Below are 24,922 nucleotides of genomic sequence, written 5' to 3'. Positions count from 1 at the left end.
AGGGCATGGCTAGATTCATACAATAATGGAATTGACTTACTCTAAACTTCACATGAGTAGTAATAGGGGAATACATAGTGAACAAAACTCAGCTTATCGAAAAAATCGCAGACAACGCAGACCTATCTAAAGCTTCTGCTGGCCGTGCGTTAGATGCAGTGGTTGAAACAATTAGTGAAACTTTGCAAAGTGGCGACCAAGTTGCTCTAGTGGGCTTTGGTACCTTTAGTGTCCGTACTCGTGCAGCTCGTACTGGTCGTAATCCAAAGACTGGTGATGAGATTCAAATTGCAGAGGCAAAAGTACCTGCATTTAAACCAGGTAAAGCTTTGAAAGACGCAGTTAACGAATAATCTGTCTTCAAATCGTATCAGATAGCAAATTATCGCTATCAAACCCTGTATTTATGCGCATCCTACTGGTGCGCATTTCTTTTTCTGATATTATCGAGGCAAAGATTTTTAGAGCCTGAATAGTATACAGGCCACATTTCGGAGTTTCGCACTATTATGATGGAAAGATTACGCGAAGGCGTAAATAGCATAGCCGTTAAGATCATTCTAGGTCTGATCATTCTCTCTTTCGTTTTCACTGGCGTAAGTGGCTATTTAGGTGGCGGACACAGTTCTGCTGCAAAAGTGGGAAATACTGAGATTTCTCGTCCTGAGTTTGAACAAGCGTATCAAAATGAACGCAACCGAGCTCAACAACAAATGGGTGATTACTTTACAAGCCAACTGGGCGACCCTGCATTCGTGCAATCGTTCCGTCAGCGCGTATTGGATCAAATGGTCAACCAAATTTTGCTAGAGCAATACGCTGAATCTTTGGGCCTACGTGTTAGTGACCAAAAGGTACGTGAAGTGCTATTGAGCATGCCTCAGTTCCAAACTGACGGTAAGTTTGACCAACAAGTTTACCAAGCGGCACTTCGTCGTGGTGGTTATGACGCAGATAGCTTTGCGGAATACCTACGTAGTGACCTTGTTCGCCAAAAGATTTTGGGCGCTGTTGAACAAAGTGAATTTGTACTTCCACAAGAAGTGGCTCACGCTTCTGGTCTTTTAACTCAGACTCGTGACATTCGCACTATCACTATTCAACCGAGTGAAATGGCGAAAACAGTGGCTCCAACCACTGAACAGCTACAAGAATTCTATAAGAACAACCCAGCTAACTTTACTCGTCCTGAACAGTTCAAGATTTCTTATATTGAACTTTCTGCAGAACAGATGAAGAAAAGCGATTCTGTATCGGATAAAGACGCGCAAGACTTCTATGAGAAGAACATCGATCGTTATTCTACTCATGAGCAACGTAGCCTTAGCCACATCCTGATTCAAGATGAAGCGAAAGCAAAAGATATTCTTAGCCAACTAAAAGCGGGTGCAGACTTTGCAACGCTAGCTAAAGAAAACTCTGAAGATATTGGTTCTGCAGAAAACGGTGGTTCTTTAGGTCTGGTTGAGAAGGGTGTTATGGACCCTAAATTTGAAGCAGCAGCATTTGCTCTACAAAACGTAGGCGATTACAGTGATGTTGTTAAATCAGATTTTGGTTACCACATCATCAAGCTAGACGGACTGAAGAGTGCGCAAGCTAAACCATTTGCTGAAGTTGCGGCTGAAATTAAAACAGAAGTGGCTGAGCAAGATGCGGTTAACCGTTTCTACGAACTGCAAAACAAACTTGAAACAGTGGCATTCGAATATCCTGATTCTCTAGATGATGCTGCAGAAGCCGTAGGCCAAAAAGTGGTGACAACTGATTTCATCTCAAATGCAGATGCTCCAGCGATTCTTAAGTCGCCAGCGGTAATGCAAGAGCTACAAACCCCAGAAGTAAGCGAAGATGGTTTGAACTCTGCAGTAGTTGAAGTTGATCCTGAACATATTGTTGTTGTTCGTATCGATGATTCTCGCCCACAAACTGTACTTCCTTACGAAGAAGTTGCAGCGCAAGTTAAAGACCAATACCAACAAGTTGAAGGTCGTAAACTGGCGACTGAATTAGCGGATAAAGTAGTCACTACTCTTGAAGCTGGTGATGATTCAATCCTTGCGGCTAACAAGTTGAGCTTTAGCGATATTGAAACAGTGAACCGTAGTTCTGAACTATCACACACTGTGTATGCTATCCCTCATCCTAGCAAAGAAGCGCTGCACTACGCTAAATCTGTTGATGCCTCAGGTAACATTGTGGTTATCGAATTAGCGAAAGTGAACACTGCTATTGATCCTCAGTACAATAACCAAATTGGTCAGCAACTGAAGAGCGCTAACGTTCAACAAGATCTGATGGGCGTATTGCAAACACTGCGTAACAAGACTGATATCGAGTACTACATCTCTGAAGGTGCACAGTAGTTGATCATTCGTTGATACATAGTTTCACGGGCCGCATTTAGCGGCCCGTTCTAGTTTTAGTCCTGTCACATTTTCATTAAAACCGTTTTCTTCTAGGTTAGTCGATGAGGCTATGAGTTTGGCTCGTAGCAAATTTGATTGAAACAAAGGAGATAGGGATGACTTTTGCAAACTTAAAACGATATGTCAGCATCGTACTTTTAGCGTTACTGCCTTTTGCTGTGTATTCTGCGGAAGAAACAAAAAAAGCTGACCACTATGAAGGGATTGAGATAGAGGTAAACATCAATACCGCTTCTAGCCATGAGCTTGCGACTTTGTTACTGGGCGTGGGAGAAAAGAAAGCACAACAGATAGTAGCGTACCGAGAAGTGCACGGTGAGTTTAAACATGCTGATGATTTACAGCAAGTAAAAGGGATAGGGCAGGCGACCGTTGATAAAAATCGTTCGCGTATCAGATTATAGTTTTCTGAGTTTCAGTATCTTAGGGGCTAGCAATGCGATGGCTAGCCCTGTTATTGAACCAATCAGGTGTGATTCGGTAGACACCCTTGCATTTATCAACTCCGCGGTAGAAATCGATACCAGTCCGCTATTTTCCGCGGTGAGTTTTATGGCTAAACCGGCCAACAAAAACCAGCTGCTACGCTTACCGGCGGCGATTTCTTGATAAGCATACATAGCAAACAGTCCATGTAGCACGCCGGAAAGTCCGTAATAGATATTGGTATCGGTAAAGAGTAGCCCAACCCCAATGGCTATTGATAGAATTACGATAGCGCTAGCCAGTGGTTTCACTTTAGCTTGAAACAGGTGACAAATAACCCATAATCCAGCTAGATTCATTCCTAGATGATAAGTATTAGTGTGGGTGAAGTTTCCAGTAAGCAAACGCCACCACTGATGAGAGGCCATTAAGTCATGCTGCCAACGCAATGCTTCGGCAAGCGAAGGAATCATAAACACAGCTAAGATTAAGCTAAAAGCAATGAGGAATTTATACACGTTTTATGTCCCGATACTGTGAGCGATGTGGTCGCGCTAAGAAAGCCTGTCTATGCCAATGGATAGAAACGGTTGAAAGCTCTGTTGAAGTTGTCATTTTGCAGCACCCAAGTGAGGTGAATCAAGCGAAAGGTACCGCTAAAATTATTGAGTTATCTGTTTCACCCAGTCAGTTACTCGTCGGTGAAGATTTTTCGGATCACCCCAAGGTTAATCAATGGGTTTCTGAGCCTAACACATTGAATCTCCTTATGTACCCTTCTCCCGACTCTGTAGAGATCAATGCTGACTATTTATCTGCGAATCTCGCTTTGCATATGCCAAATCAAGGTAGCCAAAGTTTGGATGTGAAGACGCAGTGTAAAACTCGCTTGTTTCTTATTGATGGCACTTGGAAAAAAGCGTTTAAAATCTTTCAGCTTTCACAAAATCTGCATGCGCTTAATCAGGTACATTTACCCACTCACTTACAAGGCCGATACACCATTCGCAAAGCGCCTAAAGAAAACGCCTTATCGACCTTAGAGGCGGCCTATCATGCGCTAACGTTATTAAAAGCCTGCGATGCAACGCCTTTAATTACCGCTTTTGATAAAATGATTGAATTCCAAATAGCGCAATTACCCAGTGGTAGTTATGACAAGTATCTCGGCGGTCGTAATCGTTAACTGGCAAACATCTTGGAATGCAGTTTTTGCGCATAGCCATCAGTCATAGCAGAGATATAATCGCACAGCACTCTAAAGCCCTGATCTTGTTGATCTCTAGCCAGTTGCCATTTCTTCTTAGTGGCATCAGGAAGCAGACGCTCAGGGTCGCCGCTAAAGGCTTCAAACAAATCAATGATCACTTGCTGGCCTTTATATTCGATTAACTGTACCTCAGTGGCTTGAATCACATAGTTACTGACAAAGTCTTTAAACACTTTCAGTATCTCTAACATAGGCTCGTGTAAGGTGGCGTTATATCTAAGGAGTGGCTGGGCAAAGTTCGGCGTGGTGATTTCTTTGATCTCAGCGCTGGTGAGCAATGCATTGACTATGCTGCCAATGGCATCTTTACGTAGGTAGTGCTCACCGGAGAACAGTTTTTCGGTGAGTTGTTGTATTTCGCTCTCCATCCATGCATGTCCACTATGGGCAAGTTGATGTGCTGCAGACTCTAGCCACTGCGGCTTTGACACCAAGCCGAGTACGATGGCATCTTCCAGATCGTGCACCCCATAGGCAATATCGTCAGCCAGTTCCATGATGGAGCAGTCTAAGGATTTAAACTGTGTTTTCTTAGTCATAGAGCGCTGACCTGAATGGGGCTGTAATTGGCAAAATGCTTGTTTATCTTGCTCTGATAGTGGCTGTAGCACCCAATCAAAATAGCTTTGGTCAACATCAAATACGCCTTTAGCTGGCATCCAGCGACTGGCTTTAAGCTGTCTAGGGTTGTCAACGCCATCGGGAATCGAATCTCGCTCAACTCGGCTGAGTAAAGAGGGGTATTTTAATAGCCCAAGTAAGGTGCGGCGGCACAAATTCATACCGTGGTGTTGTGTGTATGGTTCTAACTGGCTGACGATGCGAAAGGTTTGTGCGTTGCCTTCAAATCCGCCATGTTCACGCATCATATAATTAAGCGCAACTTCGCCACCATGCCCATAGGGAGGGTGTCCAATATCATGGGCAAGGCAGAGCGTTTCTATTAAGCTGGTGGTGGGCAGTATTGAATGCAGGTCAGCGTGTTTTGATTGCAGCTGCGCCAGTATTCCTGAGCCAATTTGCGCCGCTTCTAAGGAGTGAGTTAATCGAGTTCGATGAAAGTCGTTACCTCCGGTGCCATGCACTTGGGTTTTAGCTTGCAAACGCCGAAATGCCGCCGAGTGTAGAACACGTGCCCGATCCCTTTGGTAAGGGTCACGGTGATCATTTAGACGTACTTTTTGTTCGTTATTAATGCGTTGTTGCCAGAGATTATCGACTTCCATGTGATTTAACTATTCGTCCTCGTTGTTTTAATTAAAACGATTAACTGATCTCGTCCAATGTTAACTCAAAACTGGCAGAAAAAGTTTTGAGGAAATAGCACATTTCAGGGGAATCTCTGTCTTGTAGTGTCTGCTCTAAACGTCGTTTAGCGGCGGCAAATTCGTGGTTGCCTGCTGACAGTTCTTCTAAACATTTAAGGTAGGCACAGATGCAATCTGCTTGCTTGACCAAGCAGTGCTCTTCTTCTGTAGCCTCACCGCTAATCAGAAAAGGTTTAAAATCTTCTACTAGCTCTTCTGGCACCATAGACAGTAGTTTTTCTTCCGCGGCGGCTTCGATTTTTTTGTATTCTTTCGCAATATAAGGATTGTAATATTTGACTGGGGTTGGCAGATCGCCCGTAAGCACTTCGCTGCTATCGTGATACATCCCCAATACAGCGATACGCTCAGGGTTTAATGTACCGTTGAATTTTTTATTCTTAATGATGGCTAAAGCATGCGCCACAAACGCCACTTGCAGGCTGTGTTCAGAAATATTCTCATTCGAAACCGAACGCATTAATGGCCAGCGTTGGATAAGCTTCATTCGGGCTAAGTGTGCGAAAAAATGGCTTTCTTTGTGCATGCTAATCATCCTTAAAGGTGTAAAAAAAGAGGCGCTAGGCCTCTTTAATATAAATTATTGTGTGTATTGAGTAATGAAACGCTCAAAGCGACTGATGGCAATTTCGAGGTCCTCTGCATAAGGCAGTGTCACTATTCTAAAGTGATCCGGTTTTGGCCAATTAAACCCTGAACCCTGCACCAGCAACACTTTTTCTTGTTGTAAAAAGTCTAGCACCATTTTTTGGTCGTCATGGATCTTGTAGATTTTAGGATCTAGTTTAGGGAAAAGGTATAACGCACCTTTAGGTTTAACACACGAAACCCCTGGTATTGAGGTGATCATGTCATAGGCTTTATCGCGCTGCTCAAGCAAGCGTCCGCCCGGTAATATCAGTTCATTAATGCTTTGGTAGCCACCGAGTGCGGTTTGCACCGCATGTTGCATTGGCACGTTAGCGCACAAACGCATTGAGGCGAGCATATCTAAACCATCCACATAGCCTTTAGCGATATGTTTTGGTCCACTAATAAACATCCATCCGCTGCGGAAGCCACAAATACGATACGCTTTAGATAGACCGTTAAATGTCACCATAACTACGTCATCGGCTAATGTCGCAATAGAGGTGTGCGTTGCACCATCGTAAAGGATCTTGTCGTAGATTTCGTCGGCAAAGATAATCAACTTATGTTGGCGCGCAATCTCAACGATTTGTAATAGAAAATCTCGGCTGTACACCGCCCCAGTAGGGTTGTTTGGGTTGATCAGTACAATGCCGCGAGTTTTAGGGGTGATCTTAGCTTTAATATCTTCAAGGTCTGGAAACCAATCGGATTCTTCATCACAAATATAGTGAACAGGGGTTCCGCCGGATAGGGATACCGCCGCACTCCATAAAGGATAATCTGGAGCAGGAACCAACATTTGGTCACCGTTGTCGAGCAATGCTTGCATCGCCATAACAATCAACTCAGACACACCGTTACCCATATAGACATCTTCAACATCTAACGACAGTAAGCCTTTCTTTTGATAATGCTGAACAACGGCTTTACGGGCAGAGTAAATCCCTTTTGAATCGCAGTAGCCTTGAGAGGTGGGTAGGTGTCTAAGTACATCAACTAAGATTTCTTCTGGCGTATCAAAGCCAAATGGGGCGGGGTTACCAATGTTGAGCTTAATTATTTTCTGCCCTTCTTCTTCCATACGCTTAGCATGTTTCAGTATCGGACCACGAATGTCATAGCATACATTATCGAGTTTTGAAGACATCTCGATATTTTTCATTGTCAACCCCTAGATTCAATCGGTGAGAATAGTATCAAATTACACTAAATTGATGTTTTTGAGTAGAAAAATCTATGCTTAAACAATTGAGTTATCAAGAATTACGAGCTTAAATTTATGTTTACTCTACAATTGTAGTTGTCTCGCTTGATTTGGCTAATCACTCGCTCTAGAGTAAGCCAATTATTCGGTAATCATAAGAGAAATAGAGGGTTAGAGGTCACATTGTCTTATTTTGCAAATGCTATAAAACAGCTCGCCCAGCATGTTGAAACTGCGCCGATTGACGCTTGTCGTATCGAGGTGCCAGTAGAGGAAGTGTGCGTTGATTCCGTTCTTCCTTGGATGGAAAATCAGCCTATTTTTCCAAAGTTTTATTGGCAGTCTAGAGATACCACAGAGGAGGTGGTCGCTTTAGGTCAAGCCCGAACGTTTAATGAAATTAATCCTGCTTATTCAATGCTTAACGAAAATCAACGCATTTGGGGTGGGTATGCTTTCCCCTATAAGAATAAGAAAGGACGTTGCTTAAAATCGTTCTTCTTTTTACCGCATATAGAATTGGTTCGCCGTAATCAAGATTGGTTCTTGGCGGTTAATTTAATGCAAGATAGAGACGCGGTGCGTCGTGCGGTACATCTGCTTAATAACGATACCTTATCTTTTTCAACCCCACTGCCTGCCGTTACAAAAGTGACGCATACCCCAGATCAAGCGTTGTGGACACGCAATGTTGATTTAGCGTTAGAATCGATAAGCAGCAGCGAATTGAAAAAAGTGGTATTGGCTCGCAAAACTACCGTCAAACTTGATTCGACTTTAAAAGGGGTTGAATTATTAGCCCTAAGTCGTGAGCAAAATCGTCACAGTTTTCACTTTTTATTGCAGCTAGAAGAAGGCCATTCTTTTATTGGTTCTACACCAGAAAGATTGTACAGCCGTCGCGGACAACTTATTGAAACAGAAGCGTTGGCAGGTACTATCGGCCGACACAGCAAACCGTCTCAGGATCTAGAGTTAGCCAACTGGTTGATTCATGACAAAAAGAATCTACAAGAAAATCAATATGTTGTAGATGATATTGTCGATAGCTTAGCCCCATTTTGCTCCAATGTTGAAGTTGAAGATGAAGCTCGTTTAGTTAAGTTACGTCGTGTACAGCATTTAAAAAGACATATTCAAGCCGAGCTATCTAAACACGCGGATAAAAGCAAGCTGTTACAAGCGCTGCAACCTACCGCTGCTATCGCTGGGTTACCGCGTCATCTAGCTCTTGAATTTATTGAACAAAACGAACCTTTTTCTCGATCATGGTACAGCGGTTCAGTGGGTTACATTAGCGATCAAAGTGCTGAGTTTTGCGTTGCAATTCGCAGTGCCATGGTGCAAGGCGACGATCTACACCTATTTGCCGGTGCAGGCATTGTGCCAGGCTCTGAAGCTGAACATGAGTGGCAAGAGCTGGATAAAAAAATGTCGACTTTATTAAGCCTAATTACCGAGCAAAGCGTGTTGGAACAAGCTTCATGAGCAAGCGACCATCACAGCAAATCTCTTTAAAACAACTTTCTCAAGCACAGATTAATCGAGTTTGGTCATCGGTATTGTTAGAAGAAGCGAGCCGATTTGGTGCTAAACACGTGTGTATTGCACCGGGATCTCGTTCTACGCCATTGGCATTAGAAGCCATAGAGCATAATGAGCTTGTGCTACACACTCATTTTGATGAACGCGGGCTTGGTTTTTTTGCGTTAGGTATTGCGAAATCGACGCAGCAACCTGTGATTGTTATCGTCACCTCCGGCACTGCGGTCGCTAATTTACTTCCTGCAGTAGTTGAAGCCAATCTCACGGGCGAAAAACTGATATTACTCACCGCCGACAGACCGGTTGAGTTAGTCGGTGTGGGTGCCAATCAAGCGATTGTTCAACAAGGGATATTTTCTACTCATGTCAGTAAAGCCCTAGCGCTGCCAAGCCCTAGTGCTGAGATTGATGTTGGTTGGTTATTATCTAAGTTTGATGAAGCATTAGCCATGCAAGCTCAATTAAAAGGGCCTATTCATATTAATTGCCCCTTTCCAGAGCCTTTGTATGTTGCCGAGAGCCCGCGATTAGCTGAAGTGAAAGAGCTTGCTGAATATTGGCTTTATTCAAAAAAAACATACTTAACACAAACCGTAAATGCGAACGATGATAGCGACACATTACTTCACTTTGTGCAGAAACATCGCCATGTTAAAGGGTTGATTATTGTAGGCAGGTTAGCATTTGAGAAAGCTCAGCAAGTTAAAGCCCTTGCAGAGCAATTAGGCTGGCCGATTTTGTGTGACCCTCAGTCAGGCATAAGCTCAGATTGGAGCTGTTATGATGTTTGGTTGCAAAACCAAACTAACCTACAACAACTTGCGCAGTGCGAAGCCGTGCTGCAGTTTGGCGCTAGACTGGTGTCAAAACGCTTACTCAGCTTTATAAAGCAAAAAGCAGTTGACGTTGATTTTAAACAATACGCATTAGTGTGTGATGAACCAGGGGAATTAAACCCCGATCATTTGCCAATGCAACGTTTTTCCGGAAAGTGGTCACTGCCTTTAAGTTTTGTTGAATCATCAGACAATGGTGGATGGGCTGACGGACTTAAAGCGGCACGTGTGATGGTGGTTGAAGAGACTCACAGTTTAATTTTAGAAACGCTTACCGAGCTTGAAGTTGCCACTAAATTACATGAGATCACCCAAGGCTATCCGCTATTTTTAGGTAACAGCTTAGGAGTGCGTTTAGTTGATATGGCCTGCGCCAACTTACACTGTGAGGTGTTTTCCAACCGCGGTGCATCAGGCATTGATGGCATCGTGGCAACTAGCGCCGGTGTTGGCGCCGGTTTGAATAAACCTACGTTGACATTTATTGGTGATACCTCATTACTACACGATTTAAATTCATTGTCACTACTAGCAAATAGTGGCGGTATTGTGCTGCTATTAAACAATGATGGCGGAGCCATTTTTGATATGTTACCCGTGGATGAAAACCATAAGCAGCGCCTATACCAAATGCCACATGCTTATCAATTTGCCCATGCCGCTCAGCAATTTAATATGGACTATCAGCGCCCAACAACATGGCAGCAATTAAAGCAAGCCATGACTGACTTTGAAGCAAATTCATCTCGTTCATTATTGATTGAGGTGGTCACTCCTGCAGGGCAAGCCTCAGCACATATTAAATCGCTCTGTTCAACAATTCAGGGGCTATAAATGCCCCTAAATATCCACTCAGGCAAGTCACTAAACTCTTCGCAACTGAATGCGCTTCGTCCCGTACAAAATAAGCCTGCATTACGTCTGTTATTTGTGCACGGCTTTTTAGGCAGCAGTCAAGATTGGCTGTCTCTGGTGGAGTATTTGCCTGCCACGTGGGATCTGTATGCTCTAGACCTTCCCGGACATGGCCGTGCTAGCGATATGCCTATCCCGAGTGATTTTGATGGTTTTGTTGAAAATATCTGCCAACAATTGCAGCGACTGCCCGATAGCCAAGCATTAGAAAATCCAGTGCCTGATGAGCAAGTGCCGGTGTTTTTAGTCGGTTATTCGCTAGGCGCTCGTTTACTCATGCACTTAGCACTTCAAATTCAGCAACGTAATATTGCCATTGCAGGATTTGTGTTGGAAGGAGGAAACTTTGGCCTACAACTAGGGTCAGAGAAACAGGAGCGTTGGCAAAATGATTGTCGTTGGATTGATCGTTTTGCACAACAAGCGCTTCCTGATGTATTGCATGATTGGTATCAACAGCCGGTGTTTTCTTCTTTAACCAGTGAGCAAAAATCTCGGTTGGTCGAGGAGCGCTCACGCAATGATGGTAAAGCGTTAGCGAAAGTCATGGCTGTGACGTCATTGGCTAAGCAGGAATATTTATTGCCCGAGCTACACTCTGCAGGGCAAAGCACCCAATACAAGATTTACTATGTTGTGGGAGAGCATGATGCAAAGTTTTCTCACTTGTACGCACAAAACAAAGTGCCTTATGAAGTGATATCAGGGGCTGGACATAACACACATAAAGAACAACCTCACATATATGCACAAAAATTGACACAGCTCTTATCCATTGCACAGACAAACTAGATATTATGCCCCTCGCATGATGCCGTCATTAACGTTGGGTTAAATGTTGGCTTAAATGTTGGCTTAGGAAATTATAATTATGAGAAAGGCAAGTTTATATCGTTATCAGCTTGAGATGGATAGCGGTGTTATTTTACGTGAACAAAAACTGACGAGTCGAGAAGGCTGGATAGTCGAGTTATCTGAAAACGATCGCATTGGTTATGGCGAGGTGGCACCTTTGATAGGGTTTAGCCACGAAACGATGGACCAAGCATTTGTAGAAGTGGTTGCTCGACTAAAGAAATGGACGCAGGGAGAAGAGTTAGACTGCCATTCTCCTTACCCTTCGGTTGCTTTTGGTTTATCCATGGCGCAATACGAATTAAATGGATTATTGGGCGCAGAAGGAAACTATCAAGCAGCTCCTTTTTGCCACGGCGATCCAGACGATCTATTGCCTGCATTAAATGCCATGCAGGGTGATAAAGTGGCAAAAATCAAGGTTGGCTTGTATGAGCCGATCCGTGATGGGATTTTAGTTAACCTATTTTTAGAAGCGACTCCAGACATACAGTTAAGACTGGATGCAAACCGAGTTTGGAACTTAGAGAAAGCCAAAAAATTTGCCAGTAAAATTAATCCTTCTTTGCGCTCCCGTATTCAATATATTGAAGAGCCGTGCAGTGCACCGGGTGACAGCTTAACGTTCGCCATAGAAACCGGCATTGCCATTGGTTGGGATGAAACCCTACAAAATGGTGTGATGAACCCAGACTTTGATCTTGAGTTTCTTACTGGCGCAAAAGCGATTGTGATTAAACCCATGTTAATTGGTAATCTGCAGCGCTGTATTCAATTGATAGAAAAGGCTCAAGCATTAGGGCTTATCGCTGTAATCAGCTCGAGTATCGAATCCAGTTTAGGGCTGTCTCAGTTAGCTCGTCTAGCGCATCAATTCACCCCAATGACCACGCCGGGTTTAGATACCTTACAGCTGTATAAAGAGCAGCTGCATACGCCGTGGCCGGGAAGTGAATTACCCGTCAGAAGTCTCAGCTCTCAAACCTTAGTTTGGCAGCAGAGCTCGGAATAAACTTTGCCGCTTAACACGCCTTTTTCTCATCAATCCCCACTTTGTTATTGGAGCGAATGCTCTGATAACAAAGCTATTGCAACTTCAACTTCAACACCAACTCTAACAACAGCGGTAAATGGCTGTGCTCTAGAATGTAATGATGGGCGCTATTCATGGTCAGAATTGACGAGTTATGTCACTAGTGTACGACAGCAATTGTTAGCAATGGGGTTAGGTGATAATGATGTGCTCATGTTGGTGACTGCGCACAGCTCATTGCAAAGTATTATCGTGTATCTTGCGGCACTAGAGGCCGGAATAGTGGTTTCGATAGTGCCTCTATTACCTAAATCTGAGCTTGTGAAGCGCCAAGCATTACTCGGTTGTTCATATTGTTATTTATGCCCAAGCGTGGAGCCAGAATTAACGGGTTCAATTGATACTATCTATTTAGAATTTACAACTTCTGACTATAGCTCAGAGGATTGTTCATCCTCTCATTCACATTTTTCAGTGTCGAATATCGCGAGTCTAATTTTTACATCAGGCTCAACGGGCGACCCTAAGGCAGTTGCGCACAGCGTGACAAATCATTTGGCTTCTGCCATTGGGTTACAGCAGCAATTTAGTTTTGATGCTTCTAGCACTTGGCTTTTGTCATTACCGCTGTTTCATGTTTCAGGTTTAGCGATAGTGTGGCGTTGGCTACTCTGTGGCTGTTGCCTGCGCTTAAAACAGGGCAAGGGATTAAACTTGCAAGGGGTAAGCCATACTTCGATGGTGCCAACCCAACTGCAACACGCATTACAACAAATAGAAGAAGGAACACTGCAAACGCCTTTAACATTACAACGGGTGTTGTTGGGTGGCGCTATTATTCCTCATTCGTTGGCAAATGCGGCGCGCAAGTATGGCATCGATACTTGGGCGGGATACGGGTTGACCGAAATGGCATCCACAGTGACGGCTAAAAGAGTGGATGAGGCGGATAGTGCAGGGCAAGTACTGGCTAAGCGTGCGATAAAAATTGATAATCAAACCATCTTAGTTGCGGGTGAGACCTTAGCGGTTGGCTATTGGCAGAAAGGAATATTATCCCCGTTAGCAATGCATGATGGCTGGTTTGATACTAAAGATCTTGGTCGTTGGCAAAATGATGAACTGGTCATTATGGGGCGAGCGGATAACCTGTTTATTTCTGGCGGTGAGAATATCCACTGTGAAGAAATTGAGCGGGTACTAATCAAACATTCATCGATTATGCAGGCATTTATTGTACCTGTTGTTGACCCAACATTTGGTCATAGACCAGTGGCGCTATTGGCATTGTCGCAAGGCGCACTTAACGGCGAGTTAAAGCGAGAGCTCAACGAGCTTTGCTTATCCCATCTACAAAAATTCAAATGTCCTATCGATTACCTACCGATACCGAGCACCTTATTAAATCAAGGAATTAAGGTTTCTCGATCTAAACTCAAAAACTGGTTATCAGAGCAACACATCGAACGTTTCTAGCGCATCTATTATAACGAAAATTCACAGTTTCAATTTTTATAGAATCATTTAGTTATGATATAGAGCAAAACGGTTTTTCTCAAAGCACAACGATAGCGTCATAATCCTAACCAATGAACAGGGTAATTAATTTACCAACTGATATAACGGAATGGACTATGTATTTTCTTTGGGCGTTGGTTGCAGCATGTTTAGGCGTAGCGATAGCGGATCATGGCTTGCTAGGATCAATTGCGCAGGCGCTGGGTTTTGCGTTAGTGGTGGGAATAGCATTTAGCCAAAGTGGTAAATCGGTAAAGAAAAGCAGTGACTGGCTACTGTCGAGAGTAAAGCCAAGTCACTATGATAAGGTGTTATAGGAAATAAGCGGTCTACTTGCCTATCAATGTAGAAGCCACAATAAAGTCCCGACAGAAATTGTTAACCATAAGCCGACACCAAATAATAAGGGTTTAACCCCAGCCTCTTTCACTTGCTCTAATGAAATAGCAGAACCAATCAAAAATAAACAAGCCACCAAGGTTTGTTTTGCCACCGAAAAGGTCATGTGATAAAACGCATCAAATTGTGGCAATAAATCACTAATAACCACTGCCGCAATATATAAGAAGATAAAAGTCGGTACTTTTATTTTGTGTTCTTTTCCTTTACCAAAATACCAAGCACTGCCAATGGTTACAGGAATAATCCACAAAGCACGAGCCAGTTTCAGTGTGGTTGCAGTACGCAGTGCTTCTTCACCGTAAGCACTGGCAGCGCCTACCACTGATGATGTATCGTGAATCGCAATTGCCGCCCAAACCCCAAAAGTGTGCTGATCTAAATTTAAAGCATGCCCAATCACCGGAAAGACAAACAGCGCAATGGAGTTAAGAATAAAGACAGTAGCAAGCGCTAAACCCGTTTGATTGGCGTTAGCATTAATAGCAGGCGATACGGCTGCGATGGCGCTTCCGCCACAAATAGCGGTGCCACTTGAAATGAGATAACCGGTTTTCTTATCTATGCCCAGTTTAATCGCTACCCATGTACCGAGCAGTAAGGTAACGAAAATCGTGGTCATGATCAGACCTATGCCATTGGACGTTGCTTTAAAGGCTTCTGCTAGAGAGATGCCAAAGCCTAAACCGATAATAGAATAGCTCAGTAATTTTTTGGTCCATTTTGCGATAGGTAAGTGAGTAGGCACTAATCCTAGTTGAGACAAAATTAAACCTAAAATTAATGCAGATGGAGACTGCAATAAAGGTGTAAAGCAAAGGACGAGCACAATAAAAAATGGGATGTGCTTTTTAGTAAATAACGACATAGGATTAGCAATCTTTAAATTTGCGCTTATGATAACTATCTCAAGCTAAATACACATAATTAATGTAGGGTTTAGCACTGATTGTTCTATTGAAAACACTGTATATGCTATCTGGTGATTAAAAAGAGTGTGATGCAGTGCTAGATTGCAATAAACTTTAACAACTCTATGTGCAAACTCTGTTCATTTATTCGATGCTAATAGGTAGTATTGCACTGACTCATAAAAATCAAAGAGAGATTATGAAACGCATTTTTTCGATTATGGCTGTATTGCTAGTATCAGTAGCTATGGTGTATGCACCTGTTACTGAAGCAAAGCGATTTGGCGGTGGTAAATCTTTTGGTAAGAGCTTTAAAACGGCTCCGGCACCGAAAGCAAAACCAACAAACACTAATTCTTTAAACAATAAAGGCACGCAAAATCCAACTAGAAAAGGCGGATTAATGGGCGGTCTTATGGGAGGCTTACTTGCGGGTGGTCTGCTAGCGGCGTTTTTTGGCGGGGCGTTTGAAGGTATCCAGTTTATGGATATTCTTATTATCGGTTTGATTGCGTTTTTTGCCTTTAAATTCTTGCGCGGTATGCTGGGAGCAAAAGCAGGCAGTATGAATCAGCAGCGTCCTGCGTATTCAAATGGCCCTCAAGCAAGCAATACTCAATTTAGACAGCAAGAGTCACAATCGTTTACTGAGCCAACATCAGGCGCAGCTGCGTCAAATACTGGCTTTGGTAGCTCTGCACATTCAGATGTGCCACATAACTATCCACCGGGTTTCGACCATGCCGCTTTCGTTAACGGTTCACGTGAACATTACCGTATTTTGCAAGGCGCATGGAATCACAATGAGTTAGAAACGATTCGTGAATACGTATCGACAAGCTTGTTTGATGATCTACAATCGGAGCGTGCTTCACTGCAAGGTGAACAGCATACTGACGTTATGTATGTAGACGCTGAAATTGTACGTGCCGATTACGACGCGAGCAAAGCGCAACTTAGCTTACAGTTTACGGGTCGCTACCGTGACACAGTAGAAAATGTAGAAGAAGACATCAGCGATATCTGGCACCTTGAGCGCGATCTTACTCAGCCAAATGCACCTTGGTTGATTGTAGGTATTCAAGTGTAATCTCTTTTGCAAAGCAAATATGAATGTAAGGTCGGAACTGAGTTCCGGCCTTTTTTTTGCTTGCTCGATAACTTTGATTGATATGAATAATTAGAATTCAATAAACAGAAATGCTTATCAGCACGTATACTTTATTGCACTCAGTGGGCAGAGGAATAGCGATGTTTTCCTTCGCACATATTTAAAAAAAGTAAGAGGTACAAAGTATATGAACATTATCCTATTTTTGTTGATCGGTGCGGTTGCAGGTTGGTTAGCCGGTAACTTTATGAAAGGCGGTGGCTTTGGCGTGGTTGGCAATATTGTGGTTGGTGTTTTAGGTGCTGTCGTTGGTGGAACGGTATTTAACGCTATTGGCTTAGCCGCAGGTGGCATTATTGGTTCTTTGGTTGTGTCGACTGTTGGCGCAATACTGCTACTGTACATTGTTGGCTTTATTAAGAGACTTTAATCCCCATATATCAATTATTACGATTGGTATTTCGCGTCTTCTAGTGAGCGTATATTGTTTAGTGTAAATGACGTACTATATGCTCACTTATCTTGATATAGACCCTTATGACTAACATCCCAATCAAACAAATCTCTGAAAAACAGGTGAACGAACCTAAAGTGGCGTGCAGTACTTGCTGTGCCAGTTGTTGCCGTTTAGAAGTGATGATCATCACTGATACCGGAGTCCCAGAAGAACATATTGCTACCGATAAATGGGGCGGGGAAACCATGTTACGTCTAGAGGATGGGTGGTGCTCAGCGGTAGATAGGGACACTATGTTGTGCACGATTTATGAAAATCGCCCTTGGATTTGTCGAGAATTTGAAATGGGTTCTTATGAGTGTCGTAACGAATGGGAAACTCGTAATTAGACGTTATACCAATCGTACTAAATAACTGATCATTCTAGCTTGTTAAAATGCTCGATAACGGCGTTAGAATTTTTGATTGTAGAATAACTACTTATCGAAAAATTCTGCCTTGTTCTCGAGCATTTTTCCTGCGCTAGTTCTGATCACTTACTTAGTGTGATTGGTATTAATTATTACGATTGCTTATATCATTATTTGTGTAGCGCAACAGATAAAAAAAGGCCGGTATTTAAAAATACCGGCCTTTGTCATTTTAGTTAGTGAGCAACGATTATTGAGTTGCTTGAATTGCTGTTAGAGCAACTGTGTAAACGATATCGTCTACTAGTGCGCCACGAGACAAGTCATTTACAGGTTTGCGCATGCCTTGCAGCATTGGACCGATAGATACTAGGTCTGCTGAACGCTGTACCGCTTTGTAAGTTGTGTTACCAGTGTTTAGGTCTGGGAATACAAATACAGTCGCTTTACCTGCTACAGGAGAGTTAGGTGCTTTAGAAGCTGCTACGTTCTCCATGATTGCTGCATCGTACTGTAGAGGACCGTCGATCACTAGATCAGGACGTTTCTCTTGAGCAAGTTTAGTTGCTTCACGTACTTTATCTACGTCTGCGCCTTTACCTGACTCACCAGTAGAGTAAGAAATCATAGCAACACGAGGGTCGATACCGAATGCCGCTGCAGAATCTGCAGATTGGATAGCGATTTCAGCCAATTGCTCTGCTGTTGGATCTGGGTTGATTGCACAGTCACCGTATACCAATACTTGATCAGGCAGAAGCATGAAGAAGATTGAAGAAACGATAGACGCATCAGGTGCAGTCTTGATGATTTGGAACGGAGGAACGATAGTGTTTGCTGTAGTGTGAACTGCACCAGAAACAAGACCGTCTACTTCGCCATTCTCAAGCATCATAGTACCTAGGAATACTGAATCTTGTAGCTTCTCACGAGCAACAACTTCAGTCATGCCTTTCTTAGAGCGAAGCTCTACAAGACGTGCAACGTAGTTTTCACGTACTGCATCAGAATCGATGATTTCAACGCCAGCGCCTAGCTCAACACCTTGTTGTGCTGCAACGCGACGGATTTCGTCAGGGTTACCAAGAAGTACACAGTTAGCGATACCGCGCTCAGCACAGATAGCCGCAGCTTTAACTGTACGTGGCTCATCACCTTCTGGAAGAACGATACGCTTGTTAGCACGACGAGCAAATTCAGTTAGCTGGTAACGGAACGCTGGTGGGCTTAGACGACGAGATGCAACAACACCTTCAGTTAGAGTATCAATCCAAGGACCATCGATGTGGCTTGCAACGTGTTCGTTAACGAACTCGATACGCTCTTTATCATCGGCTGGTACTTCAACGCTGAAGCTTTGTAGGTTCAGAGAAGTCTGCCAAGTGTTACCTTGCGCTTTGAAGATAGGTAGACCTGATTCAAATGCTGGCTGACATAGACCACGAATTTCTTCAGGGATGTCATAACCGCCAGTCAATAGGATTGCACCAATTTCAACGCCGTTCATTGCTGCAAGAGCTGCTGCTACGATTACATCTGGACGGTCTGCTGAAGTAACAAGCAGTGAACCTGGTTTGAAGTGCTCAATCATGTTTGGTAGAGAGCGTGCACAGAAAGTGATGCTCTTAATACGACGGCTAGAAATTTCGCCTTCGTTGATGATATCAGCGTTTAGGTGTTTAGCCATATCGATAGCACGAGTAGCGATAAGCTCTACACTCCAAGGCACACAACCTAGTACGCGTACTGGGCTAGTGTTGAAGATTTCCATTGCTTGGATATTCGCTTGTTGAGCCGCATCAGAATCATCAAAGATTTCAGATAGGTCAGGGCGAGTACGGCCAGCTTCATCCACAGGAGCGTTAAGTTTGTTGATGATAACGCCAGAGATGTTTTTGTTTTTCTTGCCACCGAAGTTAGATACTGCCACTTCGATACGCTCTTTAAGTTGAGATGGGTTGTAAGTGCCTGGAGTAGCAACAAACACGATCTCAGCGCCAAGAGTTTTAGCAATTTCTTCGTTCACTTGGTTAGCAAACGGGTGCTTACGAGTAGGAACAAGACCTTCAATCAGGGTCACATCTGCATCGTTAATTTGGTTGAAACGCTCAACGATTGTTTCTAGCAAAACGTCAGTTTGCTCGTTACGGATAAGCGCTTGCGCTTCGTCCATTGGCGTTGGAGTACCAATCTTAATATCGTTGTTTGATTTAAGAATAGTAGATGTTAGATCTGGTTGGTTGCCACCAGTACGTGGCTGAGCGATAGGTTTGTAAAACGAAACGTTTACACCTTTGCGCTCCATAGCGCGAATAACGCCCATGCTAACACTAGTAAGACCAACACCGGCGCTAATTGGGACAAGCATAATGGTACGAGACATAGTCTGAAGACCTCGAAATGTATGAAAAAGTCTCAGCTGGGGGAACAGCTGAACCAAAAGTAAACAGGTGAGGAAATCCTCACCTGTTTAATTAATTAAAGACCAGCTAAACGTGCTGTGTCTTCTGCAATAACTAGCTCTTCGTTAGTAGAGATAACCATTGCTGGGATGCGGCTGTCAGTAGCAGTGATAGTACCTTCGCCACCGAAGCGTGCTTTAAGGTTTGCTTCACTGTCGACTTGAATGCCGAAAATGCCAAGACGGTTTAGAACCATCTCACGAATAGGAGCAGAGTTTTCACCGATACCACCAGTGAATACGATAGCGTCTAGACGACCTTCTAGCGTTGCTGTGTAACCGGCAACGTATTTCGCTAGGCGGTGACAGAATACGTCCATCGCACGAGTTGCTTCTTCTTTCTTGCCGTAGTTGTCTTCAACGAAACGACAATCAGAAGTTACTTCTGTTAGACCTTGTAGGCCAGACTCTTTAGTTAGCATAGTGTTGATTTGATCCACTGTGTAACCTAGAGAGTCATGTAGGTGGAAGATAACAGCTGGGTCGATGTCACCACAACGAGTACCCATTACTAGACCTTCTAGAGGAGTAAGACCCATAGAAGTATCTACACACTTACCGTTTTTAATTGCACAAACAGAAGCACCGTTACCTAAGTGACAGTTGATGATGTTTAGTTCGCTTTCCGGCTTACCTAGTTGCTTAGCTGTTTCGCGAGCAATAAATAGGTGAGAAGTACCGTGCATGCCGTAACGACGGATGCTGTGCTCTTTATATAGGCTGTACGGAAGCGCGTATAGGTACGCTTCTTGAGGCATTGTTTGGTGGAAAGCAGTATCAAATACAACTGACATTGGTAGAGCAGGGAATGCTTTTTGCGCTGCTTTAATACCAACGATAGCGGCAGGGTTGTGAAGAGGCGCTAGAGCTGCACAGTCTTCGATACCTGTAACGACGTCTTCAGTTACTAGCATTGATTCAGTGAATTTTTCACCGCCGTGAACAACACGGTGGCCAACAGCACCAAGCTGCTCTGATAGTTCAGGTTTAGAAGCTAGGATAGTGTCTACGATAAAAGTTAAAGCTTCATCGTGTGCTGCACCATTACCTAGTGCTGCTTCGTGTTTGCCGTCCAATTTCCACTTAATACGTGCTTCAGGAAGGTGCAGGCACTCTGCAAGACCAGTAAGATGCTCTTCACCGTTGTCCGCGTCAACGATGGCGAATTTAAGAGAAGAACTACCGCAGTTTAAAACTAAAACTAGCTTTGACATGTTTGTTTCCTGTATTTCATCTGATTTCTTCAGAAAGAATGAATTTAGTCATTATGAGTAGTCACATATTCGATGTAGGATGCTACTCAGTTTCAATTGCAACAATTTCCCTTTGTTGACCGTATTACCTTTCAGGATACGTTTTCAATCCTTGCTAACTGGCCTCTCTCTCGCCTAATATGTAGTTAAAGGCGAAGCTATAGATGAGACGCTGACAAGGATAGCGATAATAGGCAAATATAACAAAAAAAATTGAAATTACTTTATCATTTATCAATTTTTTATGTTTATTTTTTAATTTTTAAAATAATTTTTAGCGATTTAGTCATGGTTGGAAAGATTGGAATGTTTCATAGATTGAGAGATGGGCAGATGTACATGGATCTGTGGCCGATGAGAAAAGAACTCTCGCCTATGTTCCCAGAGCATCGCGTAATTACGGCGACTCGATTTGGTATTCGAGTGATGCCTGCAGTTGCGGCTATCAGCGTATTAACTCAATTTACTTTTCATAATGGATCCGGCTTACCGCAAGCTATTGTGGTGGCACTGTTTGCGATTAGTTTACCTATTCAAGGCTTTTGGTGGTTAGGCACGCGTTCAAACACACTTTTGCCGCCGAGTTTAGCCAATTGGTATCGTGAAATTCATCAAAAAATCTTAGATTCTGGCACCTTGCTTGAACCGCCTAAAGCTAAGCCTCGCTATAAAGAGCTCGCACAACTGTTAAATAGAGCCTTTAGACAGTTAGATAAAACCGTTCTAGAACGCTGGTTTTAATTCCTTTTACTCCTCGCTCCTACCATTTTGTTAAATGAACGTAATCCCTCGAGGTTACGTTCAATGATTTCCCTCGCACTAAATCTTTAATCTGCCGTTACATTCCCTTTTGTGACATTTCTTTAACATCCTGATAAATACGAGAGATAAATCACATTCTTTACTTTTATTTTACATCTCATACTGGTAATAATGGATCTCTAGAGTTTTAAGTGAAACCAGTTTCACTTTTTAGTCTGTCATGGAATTGAATGATGGATATGACTTAAGTACAGAAATGGATGTCAAACTCAGCTTTGTTTGCTGAATCAAGGAGTGAATATGAAAGTAAATAAGATGATTGTTACCGCCTGTCTGGTGGGTGCAACCTTGCTATCAAGTGCCAGTGTCATGGCAAAAACAGCCAAAGTAGCCGTATCGCAAATTGTTGAGCACCCAGCTTTGGATGCCACGCGTCAAGGTCTGCTAGATGGCTTAAAAGCAAAAGGCTACGAAGAAGGTAAAAATCTAGAGTTTGATTACAAAACCGCGCAAGGTAACCCTGCGATTGCGGTGCAAATAGCACGTCAATTTGTCGGTGAAAATCCAGATGTATTAGTGGGCATCGCAACGCCAACCGCACAAGCATTGGTTTCTGCTACTCGTGACATTCCAGTGGTGTTTACGGCAGTGACTGACCCTGTTGGCGCAAAACTGGTTTCTCAGTTAGAACAGCCGGGCAAAAACGTAACGGGTTTATCTGACTTATCACCGGTTGCTCAGCACGTCGATCTGATTAAAGAAATCCTACCAAACGCAAAAACCATTGGTGTGGTGTACAACCCAGGTGAAGCCAACGCGGTGAGCCTTGTTGAGCTATTAAAAGTGGCAGCCAAAGAAAAAGGCTTAATGGTGGTTGAGTCTACAGCGCTAAAAAGTGCGGATGTACTCTCGGCAACTCAAGCTATCGTGTCTAAGGCTGATGTGATTTACGCACCTACCGACAATACCGTAGCCAGTGCTATAGAAGGCATGTTAGTTGCGGCAAATCAGGCGAAGAAACCGGTATTTGGTGGCGCAACTTCCTATGTGAAAAAAGGCGCAATTGCTAGCCTAGGGTTTGACTACTACCAAGTCGGCGTGCAAACCGCAGATTATGTAGCGGCTATTTTAGACGGTAAGCAACCGGGTTCTCTGGACGTTAAAATCGCTCAAGGTTCTGATCTGGCCATTAGTGAAACGGCTGCGAAAAAGCTCGGAATTACTATCCCTCAGTCTGTCGTGGCACGCGCGACCGAAGTTAACTAAATAAATGGGCCAGCCTTAATCGGCTGGCTTTTAGTTTTACGGTATGTATTTGTAAGAACATTTATTTTTGGTATTTGGCAGAGGAGTATGTATGTCTGCTTTTGCATTTTTTGGGGCGCTAGAGTTGGGCTTAGTCTATGGCCTTGTCGCACTGGGCGTTTACCTGACTTTCCGCGTTTTAGATTTCCCTGATCTGAGTGTTGATGGCTCTTTTCCAATGGGAGCTGCGGTGGCGGCAACCGCTATTGTTGCTGGAGTAAACCCTTGGCTAGCAACCGGTATGGCCATTGTTGCGGGCGGTGTTACTGGGTGGGTGACGGCTTTTCTAGCGGTGCGTTGCGGTATTTTACACTTGCTGGCGTCCATTCTTACTATGATTGCCGCTTTCTCTATTAATATCCGCATTATGGGCAGACCTAACATCGCTTTGCTCGGTGAAGAGACTATTTTGACGCCATTTGAGAGCGTTGGTGACCCTATGCTAGTGCGCCCTATAGTAGTGGGCATCTTAGTATTGCTAGCGGCGTTTTTTATTGTGCGTTTACTCAATAGTGATTTTGGGCTTGGATTACGAGCAACTGGCGTAAATGCGCGTATGGTGCGAGCTCAAGGTGGAAGCACTTCGTTTTATACTTATTTTGGTTTGGCATTATCCAATGGTTTGGTTGGCTTTGCCGGCGCTTTGTTTGCGCAAACCAATAGCTTTGCTGATGTGACATCCGGCGTAGGTACCATAGTCGTAGGTTTAGCAGCGGTAATCTTAGGGCAAACATTAATCCCTGGACGTAAAATCTGGGTGGCAGTGGCGGCGGTAATTGTTGGCTCTGTGCTATATCGATTGGCGGTGGCGTTTGCGTTAAGTTCAGGAATGTTTGGTCTGCAAGCGTCCGATCTGAACTTAGTGACTGCTATTTTGGTGGCAGTGGCATTAATTGCTCCTAAGATGAAAGCCAAATACAAAGCTAAGCAACAACTTCAACAAGCACGCAGTGATAAGGAAGTGGCATGATTGAGTTAAAAAATATTCAGGTCACTTTTAATCCGGGCACTATCTTAGAAAATAGAGCTCTGCGCGGCGTGGATCTTGTGGTGCCAGAACATGAGTTTTTGACCGTAATTGGCTCTAATGGGGCCGGTAAATCAACCCTTTTGGGATCGGTGACGGGGGAGACACCTATGGTTGGCGGTAGCGTTATTATCGACAACCTTGATGTCACTCGTCGCAGTGTCGATCAAAGAGCCAGTTTATGTGCGCGCGTGTTTCAAGACCCTTTAGCTGGCACTTGTGGCGATCTGACTATCGAAGAAAATATGGCATTGGCGTATCGCCGTGGGCATCGTCGAGGTTGGAATTTAGCGCTGTCGAGTAAACGCCGAAAACTCTTTCAAGATCGCATCGCCATTTTGGGCTTAGGTTTAGAGGACAGGCTTGGTGATAGCATTGGGCTACTTTCAGGCGGTCAAAGACAGGCAGTGAGCTTGGTTATGGCAACTCTATCGGACAGTAAACTGCTGCTGCTTGATGAGCATACTGCCGCGCTTGATCCGCGCATGGCGGCATTTGTGATTGATTTGACTAAGACGGTAGTCAAAGAGTTTAATCTCACCGCAATGATGGTGACGCACTCAATGAAGGACGCTTTAGCCTGTGGCGATCGCACTGTGATGTTGCACCAAGGAGAGATAGTCTTGGATGTGGCAGGAGAGCAACGAGCAAATATGGGAGTGCCTGACTTGCTTGAAATGTTTAGTAAGGTTCGAGGTGAAGAGCTTTCAGATGATGGCTTACTGCTTAGTTAACCAGTTGCCTAGTAAACCCATTGCTTAGGTAACCAATAATTCGTCTTTACATCGCTACAAAGCGTGATCTTACTTATATATGCAGTGGGTCACGCTTTTT

Annotated in this window: 24 protein-coding genes; 17 read left to right on the top strand and 7 right to left on the bottom strand. The window is 43.7% G+C overall.

Annotated elements, in window-relative coordinates:
- Positions 1-77: 77 nt before the first annotated feature.
- From hbs to VHA01S_RS03275, 3 genes are all read left to right on the top strand, one after another.
- A complete protein-coding gene (gene hbs / locus VHA01S_RS03285; protein WP_021714028.1) occupies positions 78-353 on the top strand; it encodes a non-specific DNA-binding protein Hbs in 276 nt (91 codons plus the stop codon).
- A gap of 156 nt (positions 354-509) precedes the next feature.
- Positions 510-2,366 (top strand): peptidylprolyl isomerase, encoded by a 1,857-nt coding sequence (gene ppiD, locus VHA01S_RS03280; protein WP_023402926.1) that lies wholly within the window; start codon positions 510-512, stop codon positions 2,364-2,366.
- Positions 2,367-2,524: 158 nt separating this feature from the next.
- A complete protein-coding gene (locus VHA01S_RS03275; protein ID WP_023402925.1) occupies positions 2,525-2,833 on the top strand; it encodes a ComEA family DNA-binding protein in 309 nt (102 codons plus the stop codon).
- On the opposite strand, the gene rrtA is transcribed toward VHA01S_RS03275, so the two are convergent.
- Positions 2,828-3,373 (bottom strand): rhombosortase, encoded by a 546-nt coding sequence (rrtA, locus tag VHA01S_RS03270; protein WP_023402924.1) that lies wholly within the window; start codon positions 3,371-3,373, stop codon positions 2,828-2,830. The two genes, VHA01S_RS03275 and rrtA, sit on opposite strands and share 6 nt — an antisense overlap.
- Before the next feature lie 5 nt (positions 3,374-3,378).
- Between rrtA and VHA01S_RS03265 the strand changes: the two genes are divergently transcribed.
- Positions 3,379-4,041 (top strand): tRNA-uridine aminocarboxypropyltransferase, encoded by a 663-nt coding sequence (locus tag VHA01S_RS03265; RefSeq protein ID WP_023402923.1) that lies wholly within the window; start codon positions 3,379-3,381, stop codon positions 4,039-4,041.
- Here VHA01S_RS03265 and VHA01S_RS03260 read toward each other — a convergent pair.
- From VHA01S_RS03260 to VHA01S_RS03250, 3 genes are read right to left on the bottom strand one after another with little or no spacing between them, the layout of a single operon-like run.
- Positions 4,038-5,351: an anti-phage deoxyguanosine triphosphatase gene (locus tag VHA01S_RS03260; RefSeq protein WP_023402922.1), complete on the bottom strand. Its 1,314-nt coding sequence runs from the start codon at positions 5,349-5,351 to the stop codon at positions 4,038-4,040. The two genes, VHA01S_RS03265 and VHA01S_RS03260, sit on opposite strands and share 4 nt — an antisense overlap.
- A gap of 40 nt (positions 5,352-5,391) precedes the next feature.
- Positions 5,392-5,979: a 5'-deoxynucleotidase gene (gene yfbR / locus VHA01S_RS03255; RefSeq protein ID WP_023402921.1), complete on the bottom strand. Its 588-nt coding sequence runs from the start codon at positions 5,977-5,979 to the stop codon at positions 5,392-5,394.
- Between the two features lie 54 nt (positions 5,980-6,033).
- Positions 6,034-7,248: a pyridoxal phosphate-dependent aminotransferase gene (locus VHA01S_RS03250; protein ID WP_023402920.1), complete on the bottom strand. Its 1,215-nt coding sequence runs from the start codon at positions 7,246-7,248 to the stop codon at positions 6,034-6,036.
- A gap of 225 nt (positions 7,249-7,473) precedes the next feature.
- Between VHA01S_RS03250 and VHA01S_RS03245 the strand changes: the two genes are divergently transcribed.
- From VHA01S_RS03245 to VHA01S_RS03220, 6 genes are all read left to right on the top strand, one after another.
- On the top strand, positions 7,474-8,778 hold the full coding sequence (locus VHA01S_RS03245; protein ID WP_023402919.1) for an isochorismate synthase: 1,305 nt from the start codon (positions 7,474-7,476) through the stop codon (positions 8,776-8,778).
- Positions 8,775-10,505 carry a 2-succinyl-5-enolpyruvyl-6-hydroxy-3-cyclohexene-1-carboxylic-acid synthase gene (gene menD, locus VHA01S_RS03240; protein ID WP_023402918.1) on the top strand — a complete coding sequence of 577 codons (1,731 nt, stop codon included), beginning with the start codon at positions 8,775-8,777 and terminating at the stop codon, positions 10,503-10,505. The genes VHA01S_RS03245 and menD overlap by 4 nt, the downstream gene beginning before the upstream one ends.
- The gene (gene menH / locus VHA01S_RS03235; RefSeq protein WP_023402917.1) at positions 10,506-11,378 is read left to right on the top strand and encodes a 2-succinyl-6-hydroxy-2,4-cyclohexadiene-1-carboxylate synthase; all 873 of its coding nucleotides are present in this window, start codon (positions 10,506-10,508) and stop codon (positions 11,376-11,378) included.
- 79 nt (positions 11,379-11,457) lie between these two features.
- A complete protein-coding gene (gene menC, locus VHA01S_RS03230) occupies positions 11,458-12,453 on the top strand; it encodes an o-succinylbenzoate synthase (RefSeq protein WP_023402916.1) in 996 nt (331 codons plus the stop codon).
- A 3-nt stretch (positions 12,454-12,456) separates the two neighbouring features.
- Positions 12,457-13,950, top strand: a complete 1,494-nt coding sequence (gene menE / locus VHA01S_RS03225) for an o-succinylbenzoate--CoA ligase (protein WP_023402915.1) — start codon at positions 12,457-12,459, stop codon at positions 13,948-13,950.
- A 158-nt stretch (positions 13,951-14,108) separates the two neighbouring features.
- On the top strand, positions 14,109-14,309 hold the full coding sequence (locus VHA01S_RS03220) for a hypothetical protein (protein WP_023402914.1): 201 nt from the start codon (positions 14,109-14,111) through the stop codon (positions 14,307-14,309).
- Positions 14,310-14,332: 23 nt separating this feature from the next.
- On the opposite strand, the gene VHA01S_RS03215 is transcribed toward VHA01S_RS03220, so the two are convergent.
- Positions 14,333-15,259 carry a YeiH family protein gene (locus VHA01S_RS03215; protein WP_023402913.1) on the bottom strand — a complete coding sequence of 309 codons (927 nt, stop codon included), beginning with the start codon at positions 15,257-15,259 and terminating at the stop codon, positions 14,333-14,335.
- Between the two features lie 242 nt (positions 15,260-15,501).
- Here VHA01S_RS03215 and VHA01S_RS03210 point away from each other — a divergent pair, with 242 nt between their 5' ends.
- From VHA01S_RS03210 to VHA01S_RS03200, 3 genes are all read left to right on the top strand, one after another.
- Positions 15,502-16,392: a Tim44 domain-containing protein gene (locus tag VHA01S_RS03210; protein ID WP_023402912.1), complete on the top strand. Its 891-nt coding sequence runs from the start codon at positions 15,502-15,504 to the stop codon at positions 16,390-16,392.
- Between the two features lie 208 nt (positions 16,393-16,600).
- Complete coding sequence (locus VHA01S_RS03205) at positions 16,601-16,843, top strand: GlsB/YeaQ/YmgE family stress response membrane protein (protein ID WP_023402911.1); 243 nt, start codon at positions 16,601-16,603, stop codon at positions 16,841-16,843.
- A 107-nt stretch (positions 16,844-16,950) separates the two neighbouring features.
- Positions 16,951-17,259 carry a YkgJ family cysteine cluster protein gene (locus tag VHA01S_RS03200; RefSeq protein ID WP_023402910.1) on the top strand — a complete coding sequence of 103 codons (309 nt, stop codon included), beginning with the start codon at positions 16,951-16,953 and terminating at the stop codon, positions 17,257-17,259.
- A gap of 271 nt (positions 17,260-17,530) precedes the next feature.
- On the opposite strand, the gene pta is transcribed toward VHA01S_RS03200, so the two are convergent.
- Complete coding sequence (gene pta, locus VHA01S_RS03195) at positions 17,531-19,663, bottom strand: phosphate acetyltransferase (protein WP_023402909.1); 2,133 nt, start codon at positions 19,661-19,663, stop codon at positions 17,531-17,533.
- 95 nt (positions 19,664-19,758) lie between these two features.
- Entirely contained in the window at positions 19,759-20,955 is a 1,197-nt protein-coding gene (locus VHA01S_RS03190) for an acetate kinase (protein ID WP_023402908.1), read from the bottom strand.
- A 327-nt stretch (positions 20,956-21,282) separates the two neighbouring features.
- Between VHA01S_RS03190 and yfbV the strand changes: the two genes are divergently transcribed.
- From yfbV to VHA01S_RS03170, 4 genes are all read left to right on the top strand, one after another.
- Positions 21,283-21,735: a terminus macrodomain insulation protein YfbV gene (gene yfbV, locus VHA01S_RS03185; RefSeq protein WP_039970079.1), complete on the top strand. Its 453-nt coding sequence runs from the start codon at positions 21,283-21,285 to the stop codon at positions 21,733-21,735.
- 321 nt (positions 21,736-22,056) lie between these two features.
- Positions 22,057-23,022, top strand: a complete 966-nt coding sequence (locus VHA01S_RS03180; RefSeq protein WP_023402906.1) for an ABC transporter substrate-binding protein — start codon at positions 22,057-22,059, stop codon at positions 23,020-23,022.
- Between the two features lie 91 nt (positions 23,023-23,113).
- Positions 23,114-24,031: an ABC transporter permease gene (locus tag VHA01S_RS03175; protein WP_023402905.1), complete on the top strand. Its 918-nt coding sequence runs from the start codon at positions 23,114-23,116 to the stop codon at positions 24,029-24,031.
- Positions 24,028-24,822: an ABC transporter ATP-binding protein gene (locus tag VHA01S_RS03170; protein WP_023402904.1), complete on the top strand. Its 795-nt coding sequence runs from the start codon at positions 24,028-24,030 to the stop codon at positions 24,820-24,822. Before VHA01S_RS03175 ends, VHA01S_RS03170 begins: the two co-directional genes overlap by 4 nt.
- The last annotated feature ends 100 nt before the right edge of the window (positions 24,823-24,922 follow it).

Origin of the sequence: Vibrio halioticoli NBRC 102217 (assembly GCF_000496695.1) — a bacterium.
Lineage (GTDB): Bacteria > Pseudomonadota > Gammaproteobacteria > Enterobacterales > Vibrionaceae > Vibrio > Vibrio halioticoli.
This window is presented reverse-complemented; position numbering and strand designations above follow the sequence as displayed.